A 17,966-nucleotide genomic window follows, 5' to 3' on the forward strand; every position below is an offset into this window, starting at 1 on the left:
ATGGATATTCGTTCATTAATGCCCTCTTTTCTTAGAACATTGATCCCCTATGAATCTCCCAACGAGGGGGCGCCAGAGGGGACGGTGTGGCTTAATACCAATGAGTACCCGACAGCGACCAAGTACGAGATGCGGTTTGAAACATTAAACCGTTATCCTCAAGTGCAACCGGCTTTATTTCGCAACCGCTATGCGCAATATGCCGGCGTAAAGCCCGAAGAGGTGCTGGTGACCCGAGGGGCCGATGAGGGCATTGAATTAATTATCCGTACGTTTTGCACGCCTTTTAAGGACACCGTGCTTTACGCATTGCCGACCTACAGCATGTACGGTATCAGTGCGAAGACCTGTGGCGCTAACGTCTTGACGGTTGAGGCAAAGAAATCGCTCGGTTTGGATACTTTGGGATTATGCAAGGCGTTAGCACAAAACCCGGACATCAAAGTGGTCTTTTTGTGTAATCCTAATAATCCGACGGGGAATACGGTCAGCCGCGATGCGATCATTCGAGTGTTGGAGGCGGCTAAAGACGCCATTGTTGCTGTTGATGAGGCTTATATTGAGTTTTGTCCGCAAGCCACTATCGTGGATTTAATCGAAAAATACCCCAATCTGGCGGTCATTAGAACGCTCTCGAAAGCTTTTGCCTTGGCCGGTTTACGCTGCGGGATGATTTTGGCGCAGGAGAATTTAATAGCGGCTTTGCGTAAGGTCATTGCCCCTTATCCAGTGCCCGAGCCTGTTGCGGCCATTGCAGCGCACGCTCTTTCTGAAGGCGGTATTGCCGCGATGAGGCAACGTGTAGAACTGATTCGAGGAAATCGGACGTATTTGAAAGAGTCTCTGGCCAAAATTCCCGGTGTCCGTTCAGTCTATCCGTCACAAACAAACTTTGTGCTTTTTGAAGTTGATGAACCTGAAAGAATCTATAAAAGTCTTTGGGAAAAGGGCGTTGCGATTCGGGAGCCTGGCTCTGACAAGGGCGTGCTAAGAGTTTCTGTCGGAACAATCGGAGAGTGCAAATTGTTTATCAATAAATTAACACAGGTACTTCAGGAGGCAGGTTCATGAGTCAATCCAAATTTCTTTTTATTGACCGAGACGGAACACTCATTGCTGAGCCTGAAGATTTCCAAGTGGATCGGTTTGAAAAATTTGTACTGGAGCCCGACTGCATCGCCGCATTGCAAAAACTTCGTGATGCAGGATGGGAATTCATAATGGTTTCCAATCAAGATGGATTGGGCACGGAAAGTTTCCCAAAAAAGGATTTTGAAGGACCACAAAATCTTTTACTTCAGATCTTAAATTCTCAAGGCATCTATTTTCGCGATGTTTTGATTTGCCCGCATAAGCCCGAAGATCAGTGCGAGTGTAGGAAACCGAAGGTGGGGCTGGTGAAAAAATATTTGGAATCGGGAGAAATGGATTATGAGCGCTCCTTTGTGATCGGCGATCGGCTCAGTGACGTCGAATTAGCCGTCAACATGGGCTTAAAAGCTTTTTTGTATAGCCGAGACAATTGGAACTGGACGAGTATTGCCGAGAAAATACTCTCCTTTGGACTTCGTCGTGCACAGATTGAACGTAAAACAAAAGAAACCGATATTCGCATTTTTGTGGATTTGGATCACTCAATGGAGTCAGAAATCAGCACCGGGATAGGCTTTTTTGACCATATGCTCGAGCAAATTGCCACGCATGCCGGCATCACGCTAAAGATTTCTGTCAAAGGCGACCTCCAGGTCGACGATCATCACACGATTGAAGATGTCGGATTGGTTTTGGGGGAAGCTTTAAAACAGGCTCTCGGAGATAAAAGAGGAATTGCGCGCTTTGGTTTTATGCTGCCGATGGATGAATGCCTTGCCCAATGTGCCTTAGATCTTTCCAATCGCCCCTATTTGGTTTATAGCGCAACTTTTAAGTATCAGAAGGTAGGGGATATGTCCACGGAAATGATTGAGCACTTCTTTAGGTCACTGTCTCAAACACTGGGCTGCACCCTGCACTTAAAGACAACGGGAGACAATGATCACCATCGAGCAGAAAGTCTCTTTAAAGTTTTTGCCCGCGCTCTGCGCGAAGCTATAAAAATTGAAGGCAATGCGCTGCCCTCTTCCAAGGGAGTACTTCAATGAAAGACATCGTGATTTTGGACACTGGATGCTGCAACTTGACCTCTCTTTTGTCGGCCGTGAAGCGCCTGGGTGTTGAACCGATCGTGACAGCAGAGCCCGCTCAAGCTAAACGCGCGTCCCGATTATTTTTGCCGGGAGTGGGAACAGCGCAGGCCGCCATGCGTGAGTTGCAAAATAGGGATCTGGTTTCTTGCATTACGGAAAGTCGTTGTCCTGTTTTGGGTATCTGCCTTGGAATGCAGCTTTTGGGTTCAGAGAGCGAAGAGACAGGCGGCGTGAAAATGCTAAATGTGATTCCGGAATCTGTCGGCAAACTTCAGGTGGGAAAACTGACCTTACCTCATATGGGTTGGAACCGCGTTAAACCGATTGTCAAGGATCCGCTTTTTGAAGGACTTGACAGTGAGCAGGGTGAGTACTTTTATTTTGTTCACAGCTACGCCTTCAATTTGAATTCTTACACCATTGCGAGCACCGAGTATGGAGTGACATTTTCCGCCGCCGTGCGTCAAAAGAATTTTTGGGGTGTTCAATTTCATCCGGAGCGCTCCGGCGCGGCAGGACTCAAACTGCTGAGAAATTTTGTTGAGGGTGACCTATGAAAAGCGCCAACAATATCATTGCTTCGGTTGATTTGATTGATGGTTCTGTTGTTCGGTTACAGCAGGGCGACTACGGAAGACAGACTCGCTACCGTGTTGATGCGCTTGAACAATTAAGCCGCTACATTGAAGACGGCTCCCGCAGACTTCATATTGTGGATTTAGACGGTGCGCGTGACCCTGAAAAAAGGCAGACCGCTTTTATTGCTCATTTGGTTAAGGAGCTGTCGGTGCCGGTTCAGACCGGAGGCGGGGTACGTACGGAAGCCGATGTTCGTGGGTTGCTCGATGCAGGTGTTGCGCGAGTCGTTCTGGGATCCGTAGCTGTTAGTGATCCTCAAACAGTTTCCCGATGGTTTCAATCGTTTGGTGCAGATCGCTTGGTTTTGGCTCTTGATTGCAAAATCGATGAAAAGGCAGTCCCCAGGGTGGTCACTCAGGCCTGGCAGAAGGCGTCTTCCTTTACTGTGGCTGAGATGATTGAGGGCTATTTGTCTGTCGGTTTGAAACATGTCTTATGTACTGATGTGGCAAAAGACGGTCTACTAAAGGGCAGTAATGTCAAGCTTTATCAATGGCTTTGTCAGTGCTATCCGGGATTGCGCGTTCAGGCATCGGGCGGCATTGGCTCTTTAGATGACATACGAGCCTTGTCCGCAACGGCAGTGGACGGAATCATTATTGGTCGTGCTCTTTTGGAAGAAAAATTTACGGTAAAGGAGGCCATTGAATGTTGGCTAAACGCATCATCCCCTGTCTAGATGTTAAAGATGGACAAGTTGTCAAAGGCGTGCGTTTTCGCAACCATGAGATCATTGGCGATATTGTCTCGCTTGCTAAACGGTACTCCGAAGAGGGGGCCGATGAATTGGTTTTCTATGACATCACAGCCTCTTCTGACGGACGAACAGTTTCTAAAGATTGGGTGAGACGGGTCGCAGAAGTGATTGACATCCCTTTTGCGGTGGCTGGTGGTATTCGCAGTGTTGAAGAGGCCGGCAGAATCCTTTCAATGGGAGCGGACAAAATTTCAATTAATTCGCCGGCATTGGCTAATCCCGGATTGATTACCCAATTGGCTGACGAGTTTGGAGTGCAATGCGTGGTGATTGGCATTGATTCGTGGTACGACTCGCAAAGCGATACTTATTGGGTCAATCAATTTACCGGTGATGAAAGTAAGACGCGACGCACGAGTTGGAAAACACTCGATTGGGTGCGGGAGGTGCAGTCTTTGGGTGCCGGCGAAATCGTTCTTAATATGATGAATCAAGACGGTGTACGGGAAGGCTACGATATTGAGCAGCTGAAAAAAGTTAGAGCCATTTGTCAGGTGCCATTAATTGCATCAGGGGGCGCCGGCAAACGGGAACATTTTTTGGAGGCTTTTAGTGAGGCTCAAGTCGACGGAGCATTGGCGGCCTCGGTATTTCATAAGAATATTCTCAATATTGAAGAACTAAAAAACTGGTTAATCAGCCAAGGCGTTGAAATGCGCAAGGCCTATGGAGTTGAAAATGCTAAATAATGACGATTTAAAGCGTTTAGATTTTGAAAAAGGCAATGGTTTGATGCCTGCTGTTATTCAAAATGCGGTCTCAGGCAGAGTATTAATGCTGGGATACATGAATCGTGAAGCTTTGGATAAAACCATCAATTCAGGGAAAGTCACATTTTGGTCGCGGTCTAAAAATCGTTTGTGGACAAAAGGCGAGACAAGCGGAAATTTCTTGGATTTTGTTGACGTTGCTCTTGATTGTGACGGTGATTCACTGCTGATATTAGTGAATCCTCAAGGACCGACGTGCCATTTGGGAAAAGAGAGCTGCTTTGGGGATTTGGCTCCTGCTCACGAATTCTTGGCCAGGCTTGAAAAAATTCTGGCTGAGCGGAAAACCGCATCGCCAGAAAGCTCTTACACCGCATCTCTTTATGCCAGAGGCACAAAAAGAATCGCTCAGAAAGTCGGAGAAGAGGCGGTTGAAACAGCGCTGGCAGCGACCGTGCATGATCGGGAAGAGACGATTAACGAGGCGTCTGATTTGCTTTATCACCTGCTGGTTCTTTTACAGCAGGAGAATTTGGACTTAGCCATCATCACGGAAAACTTGAAAAAGCGCCACGAAATTAGAGAACAGCGGATATAGAATTTTGCGATCTTTCTGGCCGAGCATAGCTCGGCCAGAAAGCGGTTGCCTAGAATCGATAACCTTCGATATTGAGCAAAAATCGCTTAGCCTCAAAACCACCGCCGTATCCGGTCAGCGTCTTATTAGAACCGATAACGCGGTGGCATGGGATGATGATTGATAAGGGATTTTGGCCGACTGCTCCGCCAACGGCGCGAACGGCTTTAGATTGCCCGATCGCTTGAGCGATGTCACCGTATGAAACATATTGTCCGTAAGCAATAGTTTGCAAAGCCTGCCAGACCTTTATCTGAAATGGCGTCCCGATGAGTTCAATGGGAAGATCAAACTGCTTTCTTTTCCCTTCGCAGTATTCTTGCAGTTGATCAATGGCGCAATCAATGACAGCCGTCGTTGCTTCTTTAAAAGGAAGATTAAGTAACTTTTCAAATCGGTTAAGAATCGTTTGATGGTGCCAACCGTTTAACCAGTCAGTCATCACTAATTTATTGTCTAAGGAGGCGACAATCATTGGCCCGCAGGGTAATTTCCATTGACGGTAAAAAATAGCTCTATCCATTTTTAAATTCACAGAAGTTGCAGAACTTTTTTACACAAAAAGGATTATATAAATCAATCATAGCAGTCGCGCCGATAGGTGCAATTCGGTTAAAAACTTTAAAGTGTGAAGCAGTGTCTCAAAAGCCGCATCAAAATAACCGCTTATGAATAAAGCCAGGCGAGACACTGTGTTTTCTTATTTGGGTGGCAAGGAGCGGTGAGAGCTAAAAAAGTCACTGATTTTTATGATTTAAATTGATATACACTTGCCTGAAACGGTCTTTTTTGGCTTTTACATTAAGTTAAATCAAATAAGCTTGACCTCTCATTTTTATGAAGAGGAAGTCAAGGATTTTTAAATACAAACTTCAAAAAGCGATGATAGCTGATTCTCATCGGCGTTCCTAAACGGAACCTGCGGTAAAATGGGCAGAATGTGGATGTCACGATGAGGGTGAAATGGCTCAACCGAAATCAGTTCAAAAATTATCATTTGAAGAAGCTATGCAAGAGATGCAGGCCATTGTTGAGACAATGAGAAAGGGAGAGCTTACGCTTGAAGAGAGCGTTAAGGCCTATCAGCGTGGAAAGGAATTGTCGGCTCGTTGTCAGGAGTTACTCAGTGAGGCCGCTGAGGTAGTCCGACAGCTTGAAGATGGTACCGAAGTGCCTCTGCGGGAAATGGAACTTCGTCAGAAAGGAATTACGGATGGACTTTAAGAGTTGGAGCGCTCAACGCGCAGCGCATTTTGAACTTTGCGCAAAGAAGGCGCTGCCGCCGGATAATCGTTTGCCATGGAAACTTCATGAAGCCATGCGTTACGCCGTTTTAGATGGTGGCAAGCGCATTCGTCCGTTATTGGCGTACGCCGCCGGGGAACTGGTTGGCGCCAAAGAAGAAGCGCTGGACCATATTGCCCTTTCTCTTGAATATATTCATTCGTATTCGCTTGTTCATGATGATATGCCATGCATGGACAACGACACTCTACGCCGCGGTAAACTCACAACACACAAAAAATACGGCGAAGCCATGGGAATGCTTGCCGGTGATGCCCTTCAGGCACAAGCTTTTTTTGAACTGACACAAACAAAATTGCCGGGTGAGCAGATTGCCATGCTGGTTAAATTATTGGCCGCGGCGGCCGGATCGGCCGGTATGTGCGGCGGTCAGGCAGTGGATCTTTTATCGGTTCACCAAAAACTTGATCTGGATACGTTGACGTTGATGCATAGGATGAAGACCGGTGCCATGGTTCGGGCGAGCGCTCTCATGGGGCTTTATGGTGCAGAGCAAACGCCTCCGGCCTCATTAATTGGGTTAGTTGCCCAATATGCCGACGCTATTGGCTTGGCTTTCCAGGTCATTGATGACGTTTTGGATGTGACGGCAGAAACCGCTGTTTTGGGTAAAACGGCGGGTAAGGACGCAGCCGAGGATAAACCCACTTTTGTATCGCTTTTAGGGCTCGAACAATCTCGCACGATGGCTCAAAATGAAATCAGTCGGGCGCTTGATGCGTTGCAGACTATTGAGAGGTTATCCAAAGAGTATGAAGGCAAAACGGAACGTCTTGCTGATATTGCCAACTATATTTTGAGCCGAGATCACTGACAGGGGAAGAGATGCGTTTACTCAATAGAATCCATTCTCCGAAAGATTTGAAAAAGCTTTCTGTGCCGATGTTGCCAACGCTTGCTCGGGAAATCAGAGAGTTTATGGTTGACTCTGTTTCAAAAACAGGAGGTCACTTGGCAAGTAGCCTCGGGGCAGTTGAGCTGACATTGGCTCTTCACTATGTTTTCAATTCGCCTTACGACAAGATCATTTTTGATGTTGGGCACCAGGCTTATGCCCACAAGATGCTCACCGGGCGAATGGACCAATTTAAGACATTGAGGCAATATCATGGACTTTCGGGCTTTCCCAAGCGGGGAGAAAGTGAGCACGATGCGTTCGGCACAGCCCATAGCTCCACATCTATTTCTGCCGCTCTTGGTATGGCTGTTGCCGATGCCCTAAACGGCGAGAAGGACGCTTGGCACATCGCGGTTATCGGAGATGGAGCACTGACGGGTGGTATGGCCGTTGAAGCGCTCAACCATGCCGGTACATATAAGGATGGCATTAAACTTTTAATCATCGTCAATGACAATGATTGTTCTATTTCGCCATCGGTTGGTGCACTAAACCATCACTTAGCCAAGCTTGTATCCGGTCACGCGTTTTCAAGCGCACGCAATTTCTCAAAACGCGCCTTGAAGCCGCTTCCTAAGCTTTGGAATCTTTTCAAAAGCATGGAGCAGCGAACGGTTAACTTTGTGGCGCCTCACTCTACGCTTTTTTCTGCCTTTGATCTTAACTACTACGGTCCGGTCGATGGCCACGACATTGCCAACCTCATAACAGTTTTGCGAAATATCAAGGCGCTTGACGGTCCCATGGTTTTGCATGTCGTCACAAAAAAAGGCAAGGGGTATACGCCTGCGGAAGAAAATCCCACGCTCTATCACGGTGTCGGGAAATTTGATCCTGAAAAAGGAATCGTTGAGAAAAAGTCTGATCCGAAACACCCCACTTACACGGAAGTGTTTTCCCGCTGGGTTTGCGATATGGCAGCGGTCGATGAACGACTCTATGCCATAACTCCCGCTATGCGAGAGGGTTCAGGTTTAGTCGAATTTGAAAAGCGTTTTCCGGAGCGCTACCGCGATGTGGCTATTGCCGAGCAACACGCCGTCACTTTTGCGGCAGGACTCGCAACTTCGGGCATCAAACCGGTGGTGGCGATTTATTCATCTTTTGCCCAACGGGCCTATGACCAGATTTTGCATGATGTCGCCATCCAGAATCTTCCAGTGATGTTTGCCATTGACCGTGGCGGATTGGTGGGGGCTGATGGTGAGACACATCAGGGTGTTTTCGACATTGCCTATTTACGCAGTATCCCCAATATGACAATCATGACGCCGTCGGATGAAAACGAGTGTCGAAAGATGCTCACGACCGCCTTCAAAATGGATACGCCGGCCGCGGTCCGATATCCGAGAGGTAAAGGTCCCGGAGTTCTTCAGGATGAAGCCCTGGAAACTCTCGAAATCGGTAAAGCTCGAATTATTCGAGAAAGCACTAAACACGATAAACGGGTGGCGATTCTTGCGTTTGGCTTAATGGTTAGCCGGATGCGTGAAGTGGCCGAGAAGCTTGATGCCACTTTGGTGGATATGCGCTTTGTAAAACCGCTTGATCGTGAAATGTTGGCTCAAATGGCGGCAACGCATGATTTGCTTTGCACAGTAGAAGACGGTGTTGCGGCGGGCGGCGCGGGAAGTGGTGTTCTTGAGGCCCTGTCTGAAATGGGAATGGATGTGCCTGTTTTAGTTTTGGGGATTAAAGATCGCTTCATTCCGCAGGGCACCATTGATGAACTGATGCGTGAAAATGAGTTGGATACTACGAGTGTCCTTCGACGTATAGAAGAAGCGCTTCTTGTTCGAAGCTTTGTGGACCTAAAGCCCCATAATACGATGGCTGTCAGTGCTAAAGCCCGTTATTTTGCAGAAGTGACAGACCGTAGAGAGTTGGAACTGGTACTGGACTTTGCTCGTCGGGAGAATATTGAGCCCTTCATTTTGGGAGGGGGCTCGAATTTGCTGATTGCTTCTCATCTTGTTAATCGATTGGTTATCAAGATGAATATGAAGGGTTTTGAAGCACGAACAGACGAAAAAATTGTAAAGGTTGGTGCCGGTGAGTCATGGCATGAAACGGTCCGAAGAGTTTTGGATTTAGGTTGGGGTGGCCCTGAAAATCTGGCTTTAATCCCGGGAACAGTCGGCGGAGCCGTTGTTCAGAATATCGGAGCTTACGGAGCCGAGGTGGCACAGTTTGTCAGAAGCGTGGAAGTTTTTGATCCCCAAACGTCTTTAGTGCGTACGCTTACAAATGAAGAGTGTGATTTTGGCTACCGACATAGCGTTTTTAAAACGCAAGCCGGATCAAAATGGATCGTTCTTGCTGTTGAGTTGGCGTTTGATTCCCAGTGGTCAGCAAACTTGAGCTACAAAGAGTTGGCGTTGGGATTTAAAGATTCTCAAGAGACAACGCCACAAGCTATTTTTGAAGCGGTTGTTGCTGCCCGTTCGCGTAAGCTTCCTGATCCGAAAGTATTACCGAGTGCTGGTTCTTTTTTCAAAAATCCGGTCGTCACGCGTGAGGTTTTCCAACAATTGCTCGAGCAATTCCCAAGCATTGTTCACTATCCCTTATCGGGCGGCCGTGAGAAATTAGCAGCCGGTTGGCTCATTGACCAGGCGGGATTAAAAGGGGTGCGTCACGGATTTGCCGGAACATACGAAAAACAAGCCCTGGTTTTGGTTAACCATGACGGCGCGGCTGACGGTCAGGCATTACTTGATTTTGCTTCCTTTGTACAAGACACGGTTGAGGAAAAATTCGGTGTGCGGTTGGAACCTGAGCCCGTGGTCTTAAAGTGAGCCATTTATAATTACTGAATTAGTCTTTTTCTTTTTAAGGGAAATAAACCATGCGAGTGACAACTCTTGAACAATTGGTCAAGGCCGGAGCCTTGAAGGATAAGCGCGTGTTCATCCGTTCTGATTTGAACGCTCCGCGTGATGAAAACGGCAACATTACAAATGAGGCCCGTTTGGTTGCCTCAGTGCCTGCCATTCGCATGGCCCGTGATGCGGGGGCTCGAGTGATGGTGGTAAGTCACTTGGGCCGTCCTAAGGAAGGCGAAAAGACCCCGGCTGACAGTCTTGTGAAGATTGCTCAACGCATGGCTGAATTATTAGGTAGCCCCGTTCGTTTAATTGACAATTGGGTTGACGGAGGCTTTGAAGTGGCTCCCGGCGAAGTGGTTATGCTCGAAAATTGCCGTTGCAACGTGGGCGAAAAGAAGTGCACGGAAGAGCTCTCTAAGAAGTACGGTGCGCTCTGTGACGTTTTTGTAAACGATGCTTTCGGTACGGCTCACCGTGCTCAAGCATCGACCTATGGAGTGGCTCAGTACGCCGATGTCGTCTGTGCGGGTCCATTGATGGCCGCCGAAATTGAAGCCTTGACCAAGGCCGTTGAAGAAGCCAAGCACCCGTTGGTTGCTATTGTCGGTGGTTCCAAAGTATCAACGAAGTTGACCATTTTGAATAACCTTGCTCAAAAAGTGGATCAGCTGATTGTGGGCGGCGGCATCGCCAACACATTCTTGATGGCTGCCGGCTACAAGGTTGGCAAGTCTTTGGCTGAGGCGGATTTGCTTGACGAATGCAAGAAGATTTTAAAGACCTTGGAAGAAAAGGGCGCGACGCTTCCTTTGCCGACAGACGTTGTTGTTGCCAAGGAATTTTCTGAAACGGCCGAACACCGTACTTGTCGCATTGAGGATGTTCAAGACGACGAAATGATTTTGGACGTGGGACCGGAAACGGCTCAAGCTTTAGCTGACATCTTGCAAAAGGCCGGCACAATTGTTTGGAACGGTCCGGTGGGTGTGTTTGAAATGCAGCCCTATTCTCACGGTACTGAAGTGATGGCTGAAGCTATTGCCAAGGCAACTGAAAACGGAGCTTTCTCTATCGCAGGTGGTGGTGACACGGTAGCTGCAGTTGGTAAATTCGGTATTTCTAACCGTATTTCTTACATCTCAACCGGTGGCGGAGCGTTCCTCGAGTTCTTGGAAGGCAAGGTTTTACCTGCAATTGAAATTTTGGAAAAGCGCGCTCAATAGCTATTTTTAGTTTGAGCCAGAATCCCAGGACTCTATTTTTGACGAATCCTGGGATTTTTTGTCCTTAGAGGGTGAGCTTTGAGAAGCGTGCACTGTAAAAGCACAAGGTCTATATTCATTTGCATCACAAACAGAAGTCTTGTTTGTTAAACTGATCTATAACCGATTCAATATTCATGTCAGGGAACATAAAATGACAGTTAAATCAACATTAGCCGTTGATATGGGCGGACGTTATACGGGAATTTTCTCTTATACAACAGATTCAGGCTTTCCAAAAGCAAAAGAGGCTCGCGCTTATGTGCTTAATATGCCCGATAATGATGCCCTGACCTATAGCATGGCAGCCAGAACACAGACCAGACATCGTATTCGGTCACAACAGCGATTTGTATTGGCTAGACGCCTGACGTACATATTGATTGAAGGAAAACTTAAAAGAAAGCTATCTCCTCGGGAAAAGGAGGCGATTTCGTCATTACTTAGAAGACGAGGTTACTCAAGGCTTGAATCAGAGCTAGATCTTTCTGTACTACAAGGAGTTGAAAGCGGTTTTTTTAAGTGTTTTTTGCCCAATTTTGATGAAGATGAAAATTTGTTAACGCAATGGACTTCTCTGACAGATGGTTATTTGCAAAATAATTCAGACTCAAGGAGGCAAATTCAGATATTCCTAGAGAGTTCAAAAGACTCTAAGGAGTTTCTAACCGTAGTTAAAAGTCAGCATCAAGACACAAAAGAGTATAAGAATGCACTTAAGGTCATGAGAGATGATGCAGAAAGCATGATCGAACAGAGCATGTTTGGGCATAAACACCGCCGCCTTTATTTGGAAGCCATCGCGCAAGACATTCCTCGTGACAGTCGTTTAAAACCAATTATTGAAGCTTTTTCTGGAGTTGAGAAATTTCATCATTTTATCGGAAACCTCTCCAATTTACAGTTAAGAGCACTTCGTTGGTACTTCAATGATCCATCGATGAAAAATAATGTGTTCGACAAGGAACGGTTAAAGTCGGTACTTGTTCGTGCGTATCAATTTTTCCATTATCCCAAAGATTTAACGCAACAACGAGCTGAAGTCTTAAATGCTTATGAGGGAGCGACTGATATTCTCGAGACATTGCAAACCCTGAATCCAGAACTGACGATTCCACCTTACGAAGATCAAAATAACCGACGTCCGCCATTGGATCAAACACTTTGGTTAAGCCCGAGATTACTTGATCAGCGCTATGGAGATACATGGGAGATTTGGGTTCAGAACCTTCTTCGTTCTCCGTTATCCAAAGGGATTGATGAAAATTTGGATACAATTTTGATAACGACCGATCGCAAAGCTCGCTTATTAGAACGTCAAAGTGGTCGGCTGATTCATTACACCTCCCAAAAGTTGTATCACTCTTATGTTCTGCAACGTTTGTTGGATAGAACGGTCGAAAATGATGCCTATTTGCTCAAGACCCTTGTTTCATCTAATCGCGGAAACTCTAACGAAATTCATCAGGCGCAAGAACGACTTACTCGGGATTTGGGGTCGCAGCACATTAAAAAATTTTTAGACTTTGTTCGTCAATACTATGATGAGGTTGATAAGGCCAAGCGAGGCTTATGGTTTATTGTTGAGAAGCCTTTGATGGAAAGAGCGGATATTCATCCGCCGATGAAAAATGACTCCGTGATACTGCGTTTGGTCGGTAATATTTTGTGTGTTTCAGACCTGGTTGATCTTAGTTTCTGGACACGAAAGGTAAAGGGACAAAGCACGGTCAGAAGTCTTTGCACTGCGATTGAAAAAACAAGAAAAGAGTACGGGAATAGCTTCAACTATCTTTACCAAAGAGCCTTGTATCTGCAAAGCAAAGGCAAAAAACTTTCTGCAGAAGACAAGGATTTTATTAAGCTACAGTCGAATGTGTTATTGGTTAGTGATGTAATTGCTGAAGCGTTAGACATAAAAGAAGAGCAAAAGAAAAAGTTTGCCAATCCTTTCTCATTGGCTCAACTTTATAACATCATAGAAACAGAAAAAAGCGGCTTTATTAGTACCACGCTAGCAGCGGTGGATGAGAATGCTTGGAGAAATAATTTACAAGGTAAAGCTCGTTGCGTTCAATTGTGTGCTGACACAGTTCGCCCCTTTGATGGTGCGCTCAGAAACATTTTGGATAGACAAGCATATGAAATTGCTAAGTTAAAGGCAGAAGAATTACTTTCGACAGAATTGAAAAATCAAACAATTGATTTGGTTGTTTTATTAGAAAGTAATCAGTTTGCTTTTTCTGCATCATTAGCTGAAGTTAAAAAGAGTGCTAACACAGCGGCTATTAGACAAAAAGTGGCAAAAGCTCAGAAGCGTCAGCAAGATCGCTGGCTTAGCAAAGATGAACGTATCAAATCTGCGAGTAGAGGTCTTTGTCCATATACAGGGAAGAACCTTGGTGATAAAGGGGAAGTAGACCATATTATTCCAAGAAGTTTATCTATGAACTATATGGGATCTATTCTTAATTCTGAAGCGAACTTAATTTACTGCTCCCAAGAAGGTAATCAATTAAAGCTCAACGGTAGAAAAAAACTTTCCGATCTTGCAGATAATTATTTGAAAGTCGTATTTGGTACTGCTGATCGAGGTACTATTTGCGAGTATATTGAGAAGTCAGTATCAGAGTTGACAGATGCCAAGATTGTTCAATTTGAATTATTGGATCGATCCCAACAAGATGCAGTCAGACATGCTCTTTTTTTAGAGGATTTTTCTGAGGCTCGTAGAAGGATTATTCGCCTTTTAGGCAAGATTAATACTGCCCGAGTCAACGGAACTCAAGCTTGGTTTGCAAAGAGCTTTATTACTAAGTTGCGTGAATTGACCAAAGAGTGGTGTGCTAACAATCAAATTACACTTGCTTTTGATCTATATAGGCTTGACGCTCAGACAGTCAGCCAAGATTACAGAAAAAAGTTTGCCTTGATCAATAAGGATTGGGCAAAACCTGATGATAAAAAGCAACCTATCGCTTCTCATGCAATTGATGCGTTTTGTGTTTTTGCTGCTGCAAAAGACAAACGCGATATTGCTAACGTCTTAGGCGTTTTTGATGAGGTAGCCGAAGAGCAAAATCTTAAGACAATTGCTCAGTTGATGCCTTCCGAAGTCAATCTTATTTCTCCCAAGCGAAAGTCTATTTTGGATAAGAATGAGGTAGGTTCGCGAGCATTAATGAAAGAAGGGATTTTTGCAGAACATTTCTTACCAATATTAGTCAGAGGCGATGATTGTCGAATTGGTTTTGATTGGTCTGAATCTGGATCCGTTAAGGTAAAAGATGCTGATAAGCTTTTTGGTGTTCTAGACGGATTATTAAAGCAATCTCAAAAACGTTCAGTAAATGGATTTGAGACCTATACGGTGGATCGGATAAAGGCATTTGAATTGTTACATGATGTCTTTATTCGTCCTTGTTCTCAAAAGATGCTTGAGCAGGCAGAAGTCTTAGAGAAGCTTCACTATATTACACAAAATATATCTGTGACTTCCGTCTATGATGCAGTTAACCGTCAATTTAAATGTCGTGAAGAAATTCTTAAAGATAAAGATTTTGACATAAAAGTAGATTTGGGTAACCGTTTTGGTTCCGCTAAGGGAAAGATTACCTTACCGGCTAAACGCGAGTGGGAAAAACTTGTAAATCGATCGGAACTCAAGAATCTAATCAAAGATAAGTTGTCTGATAAAGGTTCAGAGAAAACCCCTGATGGTGAAACTCTCATTTACGATATTTTCCGCTCGATACCAGTGCAGAAACTTTCGCATAAAGCAACAAGAAGAGTATGGAGTCTGCCTAAGATTCCGTCTATTTCAAGTGGAGTTCGAATAAAGCGAAAGGATAGTAACGGTAATGATATTTATCAACTGTATATGCTAAATGACACTAAGTGTAAGGGCTTTGTTGTTAATGAAAAGGGCGTAATCGACTGGAGCTCAGATTTAGTTGCTGACCTTTATAAGCAACCTACGTTAACCATTCTGAATGGTAGATATTTAAAGGCAGATCAATATGTCCGGATGGATCAGTGGTATGAAGTTGATTGTGGTCGAGATGATGTTATTGTCAAAATGTGTCCTGGCACAAGCGGGCGACGGTATATCGAGATTACTCAATCGAAAAAACAATTTGAAGATTGGACTGGTTATATATCTGGAAGCTTCTGGAACTATCCTGTAACGATCAAACTCAGCTCTCAACAGATAGCCAATTTTGTCAAAAATTCGCAAATGCCTCTGTTAGGTAAACCTAGAAGTGGACAAATTACGGTCATAACTTTAGGTAACACACTGAAATATTGGTATTGTGTTGAGTCCAAGAACTCAATGATGAATGAAGCATATCAAAAAGCTTATTTAGTTCATTTTAACCAATGAGACATTTAACTATCGCTAATTATGGAACGTTTCTTGGTGTATCCGGTCAACGTCTCATTATTGAAGAAAAGGGAGAGGTTATCCGTGAGATAGCCCTCTCCCGCCTTCGAACTATTACTGTTTGTAAAGCAGGAATTGCATTATCCAGCGCACTGGTTCAAGCTTGTGCGTTGAGAGGGATTCGTTTGTTTTTTAATGACTGGCGAGGACAGAATGTGGCCGCGGTGGTTGGAATGAATCAGCATGCAGTAGTAGCTTTACGAAAGAAACAGTTTCAATTTATTGATAGTTCATCATGCAAAGAAGTAGTTAGAGAGTGGGTTCGCTGTAAGCTTCTCAATCAGAGAGCCGTGATTCTTTATTTTTCTAAAAGCCTACTTAAAGCCAATCCGAAGCTAGCGTTGAATTTGCGATCACATGCATTTCGTATATCCAATTTAGTTTCCCGTTTAAATACCTTTGAACTTTCTGATGATTGGAATGATCATCTATTGGGTTTTGAGGGGGCTGGTGCAAGGATTTATTGGGAAAGTTTGCTTGCATCGGGTCTTGTTCCATCGTCTTTTTCTAGAAGAGAAGGAAGAGGCTCTTTGGAGATAACAAACCAGTGTCTTAATTATGGTTATGCTATTTTGGCTTCGTACGTATGGTCTTGCTTAGATAATGCAGGTCTTGAGGTTTATGCCGGACTTTACCACGCGGATAGACCTGGTAAACCATCGCTTGTTTTAGATGTTATGGAAGAATATAGAGCTTGGGTGGTTGACAGGAATGTCATAAAAATGAGGTCAGCTCTTGGGAAGGAAGAGGCGATTACTCCTGCTTTGAAAAAACAGTTAACAAATTCTATTCATCAAACAATGAATGACCTCTACCCTTACAAAGGAAAGAAACTCAAGTTGCAAACTATTATGCAGCGTCAAATTTACCGCTTTTGCTCTTGCATAGTGAAAGATAATCGATATCGCGGTTACCACTTTAAATGGTGATTCAAATGGGAATGTTCGGAAAATATATAGTGTGTTACGATGTTGAGGACAATAAAAGGCGGAGTAAGTTTTTTGATTTTTTAAAAGATATTGGCTTATTTCCAGTTCAAAAGTCAGTCTTTTATGGTGATTTAAATGCAGCGGAGCTTCGTTCTCTTAAAACAGCTGCGAGAAAAATGTTAAAGTCTGAGACTGATTCTTGTATATGGGTAGCATGTTCTCTTGAGCCAAACGAGTTTAAACAATTTATTGGCTATAAGGACTTCGAGTACGTTGAGGCTGACGGTCATGATACTCTCTAGCGTGCCAGTGAGTCTTTTAAGACAGTATTGCTTTTGCCCAAGAATTCCCTATTTTTTACTCGTTAAGGGAATTCAGCCAGTGGAAACACCGTGGATGAAGCAAGGAGAATCCTATCATGAGAAACAAACCTTACTAAATAAACGTCGCTCATTTGAAAGATATGGTTTAGATGGCAATATTCGAATTGAACACAGAGTCTCTCTTCGTAGCGAGCTGCTGAGACTCCATGGAATTTGTGACGCCATGTTGTTTAAGGATGACCAGCCCATGGCTATAGTTGAGTTTAAAAGTCGAGTAAAAACTAAGCTCAATATGGGTGAGATTATTCAAATGGCTGCTTATAGTATGATTTGCGAAGTGGAATTTGGAAGACAATTTTCTTTTGGTTATATTCTTTCTGGCGATAAAGGAAAGGTAAAACCAGTGTCTATTAACCCAGAAATTAAACTCAAGGTATTACAAGTTCGCGATGCGCTTATTGCGCAATGTGAAGAATGTTTGTTACCAGATAGCTCAGCAAGTATTTTGCAGTGTGGGCAGTGTGAATATCTGAATTTTTGTGCTGATCGACTGTAGAAATAAGTAAACCCGGATGACAGAGTCAGTAGCCGGGTTCAATCTTAATTTTTAGTGATTTCAGCTCACTTTAAAAGTGACTTCATTCGTTGGATATGTGAATTTTACAAGAGCTTAAATTGAAATATCAAGCTTCTATGAAGCAATTTTCGAATAAAACCGCCATTTTTTTGCAAAATGATACTATTCGAAAAAGGAACATTGCCACAGCCCCTCAAGCCCTATTAAACAGGGGGAAGAGGAGCTGTTTCAATTAAACACTATCCAACGAATAACTGAAACTCAGGCTCAAATCCTGAATCCTCCGCGCATTGGGTTTCAATTAAACACTATCCAACGAATAACTGAAACAATTCAGCCTCTTTCTTTTCTTTGTCTTCTGTCGGTTTCAATTAAACACTATCCAACGAATAACTGAAACTTGCTGGGCCGCACCAGTAGCATTGTAAAGCCAACCGTTTCAATTAAACACTATCCAACGAATAACTGAAA

At 44.4% G+C, this 17,966-nt stretch carries 15 protein-coding genes and 1 CRISPR repeat array (1 of these 16 running past the window's edge); of the genes, 14 read left to right on the top strand and 1 reads right to left on the bottom strand.

What is annotated here, in order from left to right:
• From hisC to hisIE, 6 genes are read left to right on the top strand one after another with little or no spacing between them, the layout of a single operon-like run.
• Complete coding sequence (hisC, locus tag NW199_RS03195; protein ID WP_258333616.1) at positions 1–1,071, top strand: histidinol-phosphate transaminase; 1,071 nt, start codon at positions 1–3, stop codon at positions 1,069–1,071.
• A complete protein-coding gene (gene hisB / locus NW199_RS03200; RefSeq protein WP_249092653.1) occupies positions 1,068–2,141 on the top strand; it encodes a bifunctional histidinol-phosphatase/imidazoleglycerol-phosphate dehydratase HisB in 1,074 nt (357 codons plus the stop codon). Before hisC ends, hisB begins: the two co-directional genes overlap by 4 nt.
• A complete protein-coding gene (gene hisH, locus NW199_RS03205; RefSeq protein ID WP_258333617.1) occupies positions 2,138–2,743 on the top strand; it encodes an imidazole glycerol phosphate synthase subunit HisH in 606 nt (201 codons plus the stop codon). The genes hisB and hisH overlap by 4 nt, the downstream gene beginning before the upstream one ends.
• Positions 2,740–3,504: a 1-(5-phosphoribosyl)-5-[(5-phosphoribosylamino)methylideneamino]imidazole-4-carboxamide isomerase gene (gene hisA / locus NW199_RS03210; protein WP_022472624.1), complete on the top strand. Its 765-nt coding sequence runs from the start codon at positions 2,740–2,742 to the stop codon at positions 3,502–3,504. Before hisH ends, hisA begins: the two co-directional genes overlap by 4 nt.
• Positions 3,474–4,271 (top strand): imidazole glycerol phosphate synthase subunit HisF, encoded by a 798-nt coding sequence (gene hisF / locus NW199_RS03215; protein WP_022472623.1) that lies wholly within the window; start codon positions 3,474–3,476, stop codon positions 4,269–4,271. The genes hisA and hisF overlap by 31 nt, the downstream gene beginning before the upstream one ends.
• Entirely contained in the window at positions 4,261–4,890 is a 630-nt protein-coding gene (gene hisIE / locus NW199_RS03220) for a bifunctional phosphoribosyl-AMP cyclohydrolase/phosphoribosyl-ATP diphosphatase HisIE (protein ID WP_022472622.1), read from the top strand. The genes hisF and hisIE overlap by 11 nt, the downstream gene beginning before the upstream one ends.
• 49 nt (positions 4,891–4,939) lie before the next feature.
• On the opposite strand, the gene NW199_RS08750 is transcribed toward hisIE, so the two are convergent.
• Positions 4,940–5,452, bottom strand: a complete 513-nt coding sequence (locus tag NW199_RS08750) for a methylated-DNA--[protein]-cysteine S-methyltransferase (RefSeq protein ID WP_022472621.1) — start codon at positions 5,450–5,452, stop codon at positions 4,940–4,942.
• A gap of 440 nt (positions 5,453–5,892) precedes the next feature.
• Between NW199_RS08750 and xseB the strand changes: the two genes are divergently transcribed.
• The 8 genes from xseB (at position 5,893) to cas4 (ending at position 17,474) form a co-directional block, all read left to right on the top strand.
• Positions 5,893–6,153, top strand: a complete 261-nt coding sequence (gene xseB, locus NW199_RS03230; protein ID WP_022472620.1) for an exodeoxyribonuclease VII small subunit — start codon at positions 5,893–5,895, stop codon at positions 6,151–6,153.
• Positions 6,143–7,048, top strand: a complete 906-nt coding sequence (locus NW199_RS03235; RefSeq protein WP_258333618.1) for a polyprenyl synthetase family protein — start codon at positions 6,143–6,145, stop codon at positions 7,046–7,048. The genes xseB and NW199_RS03235 overlap by 11 nt, the downstream gene beginning before the upstream one ends.
• An 11-nt stretch (positions 7,049–7,059) precedes the next feature.
• Positions 7,060–9,930, top strand: a complete 2,871-nt coding sequence (gene dxs / locus NW199_RS08790) for a 1-deoxy-D-xylulose-5-phosphate synthase (RefSeq protein WP_373691791.1) — start codon at positions 7,060–7,062, stop codon at positions 9,928–9,930.
• Between the two features lie 50 nt (positions 9,931–9,980).
• Positions 9,981–11,183 carry a phosphoglycerate kinase gene (locus tag NW199_RS03250; protein WP_258333619.1) on the top strand — a complete coding sequence of 401 codons (1,203 nt, stop codon included), beginning with the start codon at positions 9,981–9,983 and terminating at the stop codon, positions 11,181–11,183.
• A gap of 193 nt (positions 11,184–11,376) precedes the next feature.
• A complete protein-coding gene (gene cas9 / locus NW199_RS03255; RefSeq protein WP_258333620.1) occupies positions 11,377–15,606 on the top strand; it encodes a type II-B CRISPR-associated RNA-guided endonuclease Cas9/Csx12 in 4,230 nt (1,409 codons plus the stop codon).
• Complete coding sequence (gene cas1, locus NW199_RS03260; RefSeq protein ID WP_258333621.1) at positions 15,603–16,595, top strand: CRISPR-associated endonuclease Cas1; 993 nt, start codon at positions 15,603–15,605, stop codon at positions 16,593–16,595. The genes cas9 and cas1 overlap by 4 nt, the downstream gene beginning before the upstream one ends.
• Positions 16,589–16,897 carry a CRISPR-associated endonuclease Cas2 gene (gene cas2 / locus NW199_RS03265; protein WP_258333622.1) on the top strand — a complete coding sequence of 103 codons (309 nt, stop codon included), beginning with the start codon at positions 16,589–16,591 and terminating at the stop codon, positions 16,895–16,897. The genes cas1 and cas2 overlap by 7 nt, the downstream gene beginning before the upstream one ends.
• On the top strand, positions 16,884–17,474 hold the full coding sequence (gene cas4 / locus NW199_RS03270) for a CRISPR-associated protein Cas4 (protein WP_258333623.1): 591 nt from the start codon (positions 16,884–16,886) through the stop codon (positions 17,472–17,474). Before cas2 ends, cas4 begins: the two co-directional genes overlap by 14 nt.
• 246 nt (positions 17,475–17,720) lie before the next feature.
• Positions 17,721–17,966: direct repeats of the CRISPR family, unit length 36 nt; unit sequence GTTTCAATTAAACACTATCCAACGAATAACTGAAAC; it runs 565 nt beyond the window's last position.

The sequence above is a fragment of the Parasutterella secunda genome (assembly GCF_024733725.1).
GTDB classification, from domain to species: Bacteria; Pseudomonadota; Gammaproteobacteria; order Burkholderiales; family Burkholderiaceae_F; genus Aphodousia; species Aphodousia faecalis.

Bases quoted from the DNA above. Each gene is read 5' to 3' on its own strand.
- hisC (WP_258333616.1), top strand. From the start codon at position 1: ATGGATATTCGTTCATTAATGCCCTCTTTTCTTAGAACATTGATCCCC.
- hisB (WP_249092653.1), top strand. From the start codon at position 1,068: ATGAGTCAATCCAAATTTCTTTTTATTGACCGAGACGGAACACTCATT.
- hisH (WP_258333617.1), top strand. From the start codon at position 2,138: ATGAAAGACATCGTGATTTTGGACACTGGATGCTGCAACTTGACCTCT.
- hisA (WP_022472624.1), top strand. From the start codon at position 2,740: ATGAAAAGCGCCAACAATATCATTGCTTCGGTTGATTTGATTGATGGT.
- hisF (WP_022472623.1), top strand. From the start codon at position 3,474: ATGTTGGCTAAACGCATCATCCCCTGTCTAGATGTTAAAGATGGACAA.
- hisIE (WP_022472622.1), top strand. From the start codon at position 4,261: ATGCTAAATAATGACGATTTAAAGCGTTTAGATTTTGAAAAAGGCAAT.
- NW199_RS08750 (WP_022472621.1), bottom strand. From the start codon at position 5,452: ATGGATAGAGCTATTTTTTACCGTCAATGGAAATTACCCTGCGGGCCA.
- xseB (WP_022472620.1), top strand. From the start codon at position 5,893: ATGGCTCAACCGAAATCAGTTCAAAAATTATCATTTGAAGAAGCTATG.
- NW199_RS03235 (WP_258333618.1), top strand. From the start codon at position 6,143: ATGGACTTTAAGAGTTGGAGCGCTCAACGCGCAGCGCATTTTGAACTT.
- dxs (WP_373691791.1), top strand. From the start codon at position 7,060: ATGCGTTTACTCAATAGAATCCATTCTCCGAAAGATTTGAAAAAGCTT.
- NW199_RS03250 (WP_258333619.1), top strand. From the start codon at position 9,981: ATGCGAGTGACAACTCTTGAACAATTGGTCAAGGCCGGAGCCTTGAAG.
- cas9 (WP_258333620.1), top strand. From the start codon at position 11,377: ATGACAGTTAAATCAACATTAGCCGTTGATATGGGCGGACGTTATACG.
- cas1 (WP_258333621.1), top strand. From the start codon at position 15,603: ATGAGACATTTAACTATCGCTAATTATGGAACGTTTCTTGGTGTATCC.
- cas2 (WP_258333622.1), top strand. From the start codon at position 16,589: ATGGTGATTCAAATGGGAATGTTCGGAAAATATATAGTGTGTTACGAT.
- cas4 (WP_258333623.1), top strand. From the start codon at position 16,884: ATGATACTCTCTAGCGTGCCAGTGAGTCTTTTAAGACAGTATTGCTTT.